Raw genomic sequence first — 6,452 nt, forward strand, 5'->3', positions numbered from 1 at the left:
ATGGTGACCCCTACGAGAATCGAACTCGTGCTTACGCCGTGAGAGGGCGTCGTCCTAACCGCTAGACGAAGGGGCCATGCGCTAAGGGGGCGGCAATACGCATCGGCAGGGGGGGCGTCAAGGCGCGGTGGAACTGGTCGCGCAAAGCGGCGTTTTGGTTGCTGCTACGGTCCGAACGGGCGGACCGACGGAATCTTGGGAATTTCAGATGCTTTGGACGATTGTCGTTGTGCTGCTGGTGCTTTGGGTGCTCGGCTTTGCCGTCCATATCGGTGGCGGCTTGATCCACTTGCTGCTCGTCATCGCGCTGATCGTCGTGGTCGTGCGGCTGCTGCAGGGGCGCCGGGTGCTGTAGCCGGCGCCGCGCGCGGTGGCCTCACGCCGCCGCGCGCCGCCGTTCGGCCATTTCGACGTTGAGCATTTCTGCCAGCAGAAACGCCAATTCGAGCGATTGACCCGCATTCAAGCGCGGGTCGCAATGCGTGTGATAGCGGTCTGCGAGCGATTGCTCGGTGACATCGACTGCGCCGCCGGTGCATTCGGTCACGTTCTGCCCGGTCATTTCGGCATGGATGCCGCCCGCGATCGATCCTTCGGCGCGGTGGACCGCGAAAAAGCCGCGCACTTCGGCCAAAATCCGATCGAACGGGCGCGTCTTATACCCATTCGCCGCCTTGATGACATTGCCATGCATCGGGTCACAGCTCCAAACGACGGGATGTCCCTCGCGCAGCACCGCGCGCACGAGCTTGGGCAAGCCCGCCTCGATCTTGTCATGGCCGTAGCGCGTGATGAGCGTCATGCGACCGGGCGTGCGGTTGGGGTTTAGCGTATCGAGCAAGCGCAAAAGCGCGTCCGGCTCAAGGCTCGGCCCGCATTTTACGCCGATCGGGTTGCGGATCCCGCGCAGATATTCGACATGCGCGCTGCCTTCGAAACGCGTGCGGTCGCCGATCCACAGGAAATGCGCGCTGGTGTCGTACCAGTCGCCGGTCAGCGAATCCTGCCGCGTCAGCGCCTGTTCGTAGCGCAGCAGCAGCGCCTCATGGCTGGTGTAGAATTGCGTCTGCGCCAGTTGCGGTACGGTCTCCGGGCTGATCCCGCAGGCGGCCATAAATTCCAGCGCTTCGCCGATCCGGTCGGCGGTTTCGGCATATTTCTTCGCCCATGGGCTGCGGCCCATATAATCGTGCGTCCAGCGATGGACTTGTGCGAGGTTGGCATAGCCACCGCCGGCAAAGGCGCGCAGCAGATTGAGCGTCGCGGCTGATTGGCTATAGGCGCGGATCATCCGCTGCGGGTCGGGCTGACGGCCCTCAAGCGTGAAGTCGATATCGTTGACGATATCGCCGCGATACGCGGGCAGGGTGATGTCGCCCTGTGTCTCGGTATCGGCCGAGCGCGGCTTGGCGAACTGTCCCGCCATCCGCCCGAGCTTCACCGTCGGCAGCTTCGATGCAAAGGTCAGCACGACCGCCATTTGCAGGATGACGCGGAAGGTGTCGCGGATGTTGTTGGCGCTATGCTCGGCGAAGCTCTCGGCGCAATCGCCGCCTTGCAGCAGGAACGCCTTGCCCTCGGCGACACGCGCGAGGTCGGCGGTCAGGTTGCGCGCTTCACCCGCGAAGACGAGCGGCGGGTAGGTGGCGAGCGTATCGGTCGCGGCGTCGAGTGCGGCGGCATCGGGATAGCTCGGCATTTGCCGCGCGTCCGCCCGCGTCCAGCTGTCGGGGGTCCAGGCGGTCATGTCATTCTCCGTGCGAATCTGTATGTACCAGTCGGCATGGCGGGCGATGCCGTTGGCGGCGATTTGATTGACGACCGGGCCGCTCGCGCGTTTGCCGTCTTCCTCCCAGCCCTGAACGGTCGAGCCCGGCGCGCCGTACCACGCGCCGAACGCCGCGCGGGTAAGCGCACGGTCTTCGCGGAAGCGCCGGATCTTGATGCCTGCCATCGTCGTCATACGCAGCGCATTACCCATTCTGGGTAAGTCGGGCAAGCGCCCATTTTCCCAGATGGGGTAAATTCAGTAGCCGGCGTCGAGATCGACGACATTCTCCAAGGGGCGCCCGGCACGGAATGCGTCGAGGTTGCGCAGAAATAACGCGGCGGCGCGGTGAAACATCTTGGTCTGGCTACGGCCCGATAAATGCATCGTGTGGATCAGGTTCGGCGCAGACCAAAGCGGGTGTTCGCTCGGCAGCGGTTCGGGCGTGACGGTGTCGAGGACGGCCCCGGCGAGGCTTTTGCCGGTCAGCGCGGCGATCAGCGCGTCCTGATCGACCATGTCGCCGCGCCCGACATTCAACAGCCACGCGCCCGGCTTCATCGCGGCGAGCTCATCGGCACCGATCATCGCCTGCGTCGATTCGGTCGAAGGGGCGGCGAGGATCACCCAATCATAGTCGCCGAGCTTCGCCTTCCACGCATCGGGGGTCAGCGTACCGTCACGGCCCGAGCGGGTGACGCCGGTAACCGCGACCCCGAAGGCGGCCAGCCGATCGCCGATCAGTTTGCCAATCGCGCCATAGCCAACGATCAGCGCGGACGTTTCGAACAGTTCGATGCGGCCGGGTGCATAATCGGGCCAGATTCGGCGATCGGCGATGCGGACGACCTCGTCATAGCGTTTGGCCGCGACGAGCACGCTCATCACGGCATATTCGGCGACCGCGATCGCGTTGATCCCGCTGCCGTTGGTGACGATCGTCCCGTCGCGTGCGAGCTTTGCCATGTCGAGCGAGTCGATCCCGGCAATCGCGGTCGACAGCCATTTCAGCGATTTTGCCGCCGCTACTGCTTCCTGCGTCAAGCCGTGGGGATAGAGATCGACCCAGCCGATATCGGCCTCGACCATGGCTGCCGTTGCCTCCTCGCGCGTGGTGACCCAGGTGACGTGGAGGTCGGCGGGCAAATGCGCTTCGAGCAGGCCGCGCGCGAGCGCGGGAAGGACAGCTTTCATATAAGGGCTCCAGCTTCGTAAGGTCTGACATCGTCTGCCAGGGTGCGACCCTAAACCGTTCCGGCTGAGCTTGTCGAAGCCCTGCTTGCAACACGCGGAAGCATCGCGCGGGGAGAGGTGCCCTTCGACAAGCTCAGGGCGAACGGGGAGAGTTGGGGAATCGCGTTACAGCACGAGTTTCCAATCCCAGCCAAGTGGATCGCCGTCCATCACTTCGACTCCCGCCGCGGCCAGCGTATCGCGGATGGCGTCGGAGCGCGCGAAGTCCTTCTCGGCGCGTGCCGCGCGGCGCGCGGCGAGATGCGCGTCGATCTCGTCTTCGTTAAGCGTCGCGGTCACGGGCCGGAGCCGGAGATCGGCGCGACCAAGCGTTTCCAGCTTCAGACCGAGCACGGCGTCGAAATCCCCGAGCGCGCGCAGCCGCGTCGCGGGCGACAGGCGCTTGTCGGACAGGAGATCGTCGAGCACGGTGAGTGCCCGCGGCGTGTTGAGATCGTCGCCGACCGCCGCCTCGAGCTGCGCGAGATAGGATTCGGCGTCGCCCTTGAGCACATAATCGTCGCGCGCGCGCAACGCGTCGCGTGCAATCACCAGCCGCTTGAGCCGTGTGAACGCCGCCGCCAGATTTTCCCAGGTGAATTCGAGTTCGCTGCGGTAATGCGCTTGCAGGCACATCACCCGGTAGGCGAGCGGATGGAAGCCGGCATCGATCAGCGTCTGGAGCCGCAGGAACTCGCCGCTCGATTTCGACATTTTCGATCCGCGATCGACCAGGAAGTTGTTGTGCATCCACACCCGCGCACCGGTGTCGTCGCAGCCGCAAAAGGACTGGTTTTGCGCGATTTCGTTGGGGTGGTGAATTTCGCGATGGTCGATCCCGCCGGTATGGATGTCGAACGGGTGACCGAGATGCTGACGGCTCATCACCGAACATTCGAGGTGCCAGCCCGGCGCCCCCTTGCCCCACGGCGACTCCCATTCCATCTGGCGCTGCTCGCCGGGGGGCGAGCGCCGCCAGATCGCGAAATCGGCCGCGTGGCGCTTGCCCGAGACGGGATTGATCCGGCTCTCGCCTGCGTCCGATACGGCACGTGCCAGGCTGCCGTAATGCGGCACGCGCGTCGTATCAAAATACAGCCCGCCCTCGATCAGATAGCAATCCTTCTCGATCGCCTGCGCGAAGGCGATCATTTGCGGGATATGGTCGGTCGCGACGGTCCATTCGGCCGGCGGATCGATATTGAGCCGCGCGACATCGTCCTTGAAGGCGGCGGTATAATGCGCGGCGATCTCCCAGATCGACCTGGCCTGCGCGGCGGCGGCCTGCTCCATCTTGTCGTCGCCGGTATCGGCGTCGGACGTCAAATGCCCGACATCGGTGATGTTGATGATGTGCTTGGTCGGATAGCCCTTCCAGCGCAGCACGCGCCCGAGCGTGTCGGCGAACAGGAAGGCGCGCATATTGCCGATATGCTGATAATTATAGACGGTCGGCCCGCAGGTATAGACCCGCACCAGCGCCGGATCGATGGGTACGAATGGCTCGATCGCCCGCGTGAGACTGTTATGGAAGCTGAGGGGAATGGTCATCGGCCTCGCTTAACGACGACAGCATGGGTTGAAAAGCGCGGACACCACTGGTAGGGCGCTCGCCTTGCGACGCAGACTTCGTGTTTGCGGCGGCGCTTATCTATCGATTCGGAGCACTTCGGGTTTATGCAAATCATCGTACGCGACAACAATGTCGACCAGGCGCTGCGCGCGCTCAAGAAGAAGCTGCAGCGCGAAGGCGTCTATCGTGAGATGAAGCTGCGCCGGCATTATGAAAAGCCGAGCGAGAAGCGTGCGCGTGAGCGCGCCGCCGCCGTTCGCCGCGCCCGCAAGCTGGAGCGCAAGCGCATGGAACGCGACGGGGCACGGTAAGACCGGCCTCGGCCGGCCCTGCGCGCCGGCCTTTCGCGTTCAAATATCAAGACTCCGACCCCCGTCTGGGAGCCACCATGTCGATCACCGCTGTCCCGCTGAAGCCCGTCAAGCGGCGCATCTTGGTGTATCTGTGGATTGGCATCGCGCTGGCGGTGGTCGCGGCTGCCGCGCTCGCGATGCAGACGCCAATCGATCCGACCACGGCGTTCCTCGCGACGAATGCGCGGGCCAAGGGTGTCCTCACGACGCCATCGGGTCTGCAATATCAGGTGCTGACCCCGGGCAAGGGCGTTGGCCCGACCGACGAAGACATTGCGCTGATCAATTATGAAGGCCGGCTGGTCGACGGCACGGTGTTCGATAAATCGCAGCAGCCAACCCCGATCCCGGTGGTGGCAAGCAACCCGGAGACGGGACGCCAGGGTGTGATCTCCGGCTTCTCCGAAGCGTTGAAGCTGATGTCCAAGGGCGCCAAGTACCGCGTCTGGATCAAGCCGAGCCTCGGTTATGGCGAGAAGGATCAGGGCGTTATCCCGCCGCATTCGACCCTCGTGTTCGATCTCGAACTGCTCGAATTCATCCCCGAATCGACCTACCGCCAGATTCAGCAGCAGCAGCAAATGATGCAGCAGCAGCAGCAGCAGCGCGGTGGTGGTGCTGGCCTACCCCCGGGCGCGCTGCCGCCGGGTGCCGAGGCTCAGCCCGGCGGGCGCTGAACTCCGCTAGCCCAACGGACTCGTTCGTGCTGCGCCTGTCGAAGCACTGCTCGCGACAGGCGAGCGATTGGAGCGGGTGAGCCGCCCTTCGACACGCTCAGGGCGAACGGAAACGGTGATGCCGTTCGATCACCAACCCTTTGCCGCGCATCCTTTATAAGTCTCGTACGTTTGTAACCTGTGGCGGCCATCTCGCCGAGCGCATGTCGCGCTCTTGCTGCCCGCGCAACGCGGCGGCAGGGGGAGCGAGCGAGGGAGCGACGACATGTTCGACGGCATCGACCCGATTCTTCTCGCCCGCGCGCAATTCGCCTTTACGGTCAGTTTCCACTTCATTTTTCCGGCCTTTTCGATCGGGCTGGCGAGTTATCTCGCGGTGCTCGAAGGGCTGTGGCTGCGCACCGGCAAGCAGCTCTATCTCGACATTTTCCGCTTCTGGGTGAAGATCTTCGCGGTCGCGTTTGCGATGGGCGTCGTGTCGGGCATCGTGATGTCGTATCAGTTCGGCACCAATTGGGCGGTGTTTTCCGACAAGACCGGGCCGATCATCGGGCCGCTCATGGCCTATGAAGTGCTGACCGCTTTCTTCCTCGAAGCGGGCTTCCTTGGCGTCATGCTGTTCGGGATGAAGAAAGTCGGCAAGCGGCTCCACTTCACCGCCACCTGCATGGTCGCGGTCGGTACGGCGATCTCGGCCTTCTGGATCCTGTCGGCGAACAGCTGGATGCACACGCCGCAAGGCTATGCGATCAACGCTCAGGGCCAGTTCGTGATGGCGGGATCGTGGCTGACGGTGATCTTCAACCCGAGCTTCCCGTATCGTTTCGTCCACACCGTGATCGCCGCCT

General features: G+C 63.9%; 7 protein-coding genes and 1 tRNA gene. 4 read left to right on the top strand and 4 right to left on the bottom strand.

The features are described 5' to 3' along the window. Position 1 precedes the first annotated feature (1 nt). A tRNA-Glu gene (locus ABWP09_RS12945) sits at positions 2-76 on the bottom strand. A 132-nt stretch (positions 77-208) separates the two neighbouring features. Between ABWP09_RS12945 and ABWP09_RS12950 the strand changes: the two genes are divergently transcribed. Further along, complete coding sequence (locus tag ABWP09_RS12950; protein WP_353205542.1) at positions 209-355, top strand: lmo0937 family membrane protein; 147 nt, start codon at positions 209-211, stop codon at positions 353-355. A 21-nt stretch (positions 356-376) separates the two neighbouring features. On the opposite strand, the gene ABWP09_RS12955 is transcribed toward ABWP09_RS12950, so the two are convergent. From ABWP09_RS12955 to cysS, 3 genes are all read right to left on the bottom strand, one after another. Further along, positions 377-1,963 (bottom strand): class II 3-deoxy-7-phosphoheptulonate synthase, encoded by a 1,587-nt coding sequence (locus ABWP09_RS12955; protein ID WP_353205543.1) that lies wholly within the window; start codon positions 1,961-1,963, stop codon positions 377-379. 63 nt (positions 1,964-2,026) lie between these two features. Beyond that, positions 2,027-2,962: a D-2-hydroxyacid dehydrogenase gene (locus tag ABWP09_RS12960; RefSeq protein WP_353205544.1), complete on the bottom strand. Its 936-nt coding sequence runs from the start codon at positions 2,960-2,962 to the stop codon at positions 2,027-2,029. Between the two features lie 165 nt (positions 2,963-3,127). After that, positions 3,128-4,552 (bottom strand): cysteine--tRNA ligase, encoded by a 1,425-nt coding sequence (gene cysS, locus ABWP09_RS12965; protein ID WP_353205545.1) that lies wholly within the window; start codon positions 4,550-4,552, stop codon positions 3,128-3,130. 126 nt (positions 4,553-4,678) lie between these two features. On the opposite strand from cysS, the gene rpsU reads away from it, so the two are divergent. The 3 genes from rpsU to ABWP09_RS12980 form a co-directional block, all read left to right on the top strand. Then, complete coding sequence (gene rpsU / locus ABWP09_RS12970) at positions 4,679-4,885, top strand: 30S ribosomal protein S21 (RefSeq protein ID WP_010162663.1); 207 nt, start codon at positions 4,679-4,681, stop codon at positions 4,883-4,885. Between the two features lie 77 nt (positions 4,886-4,962). Then, on the top strand, positions 4,963-5,604 hold the full coding sequence (locus ABWP09_RS12975; protein WP_353205546.1) for an FKBP-type peptidyl-prolyl cis-trans isomerase: 642 nt from the start codon (positions 4,963-4,965) through the stop codon (positions 5,602-5,604). Positions 5,605-5,869: 265 nt separating this feature from the next. Next, positions 5,870-6,452: cytochrome ubiquinol oxidase subunit I (locus tag ABWP09_RS12980; RefSeq protein ID WP_353205547.1), on the top strand; the 583-nt coding region annotated here is incomplete at its 3' end.

The sequence above is a fragment of the Sphingomonas sp. genome (assembly GCF_040398505.1).
Lineage (GTDB): Bacteria > Pseudomonadota > Alphaproteobacteria > Sphingomonadales > Sphingomonadaceae > Sphingomonas.

What these genes read in the sequence shown, in the direction of transcription:
- ABWP09_RS12950 (WP_353205542.1), top strand. Translation starts at nt 209, where the DNA reads ATGCTTTGGACGATTGTCGTTGTGCTGCTGGTGCTTTGGGTGCTCGGC.
- ABWP09_RS12955 (WP_353205543.1), bottom strand. Translation starts at nt 1,963, where the DNA reads ATGACGACGATGGCAGGCATCAAGATCCGGCGCTTCCGCGAAGACCGT.
- ABWP09_RS12960 (WP_353205544.1), bottom strand. Translation starts at nt 2,962, where the DNA reads ATGAAAGCTGTCCTTCCCGCGCTCGCGCGCGGCCTGCTCGAAGCGCAT.
- cysS (WP_353205545.1), bottom strand. Translation starts at nt 4,552, where the DNA reads ATGACCATTCCCCTCAGCTTCCATAACAGTCTCACGCGGGCGATCGAG.
- rpsU (WP_010162663.1), top strand. Translation starts at nt 4,679, where the DNA reads ATGCAAATCATCGTACGCGACAACAATGTCGACCAGGCGCTGCGCGCG.
- ABWP09_RS12975 (WP_353205546.1), top strand. Translation starts at nt 4,963, where the DNA reads ATGTCGATCACCGCTGTCCCGCTGAAGCCCGTCAAGCGGCGCATCTTG.